This is a genomic window from Bacillus sp. USDA818B3_A (assembly GCF_009928415.1).
Taxonomy (GTDB): Bacteria; Bacillota; Bacilli; order Bacillales; family Cytobacillaceae; genus Neobacillus.
Genome location: NZ_JAABNN010000070.1, coordinates 1 through 355, shown reverse-complemented (window position 1 = coordinate 355; position 355 = coordinate 1). Strand labels below are relative to the sequence as shown.

Annotated in this window: 1 protein-coding gene; it reads left to right on the top strand. The window is 54.9% G+C overall.

Annotated elements, in window-relative coordinates; genetic code table 11:
* A partial coding sequence (locus GXK58_RS26890; protein WP_202171468.1) for a hypothetical protein occupies positions 1-355 on the top strand: 355 nt, incomplete at both ends.

The following is a 355-nucleotide window of genomic DNA, read 5'->3' as shown; positions in this document are numbered from 1 at the left end:
GTTCTAAGGGATCAAAAGGCAGCGGCGGTTCTAAAGGATCAAAAGGCAGCGGCGGTTCTAAGGGATCAAAGGGTAGCGGCGGTTCTAAAGGATCAAAAGGCAGCGGCGGCTCTAAGGGATCAAAGGGCAGCGGCGGTTCTAAGGGGTCAAAGGGCAGCAGCGGTTCTAAAGGAAGTCACGGCTCCTCAGGAAGCTGGGGCTCTTCAGGAAGCTGGGGCTCTTCAGGAAGCTGTGGCTCTTCAGGAAGCTATGGTTCATCAGGAAGTTATGGCTCTCAGGGCAGCAAAGGCTCAGAAGGCAGCAAAGGCTCAAAAGGCAGCAAAGGTTCCCAAGGCAGCAAAGGCTCAAAAGGCAG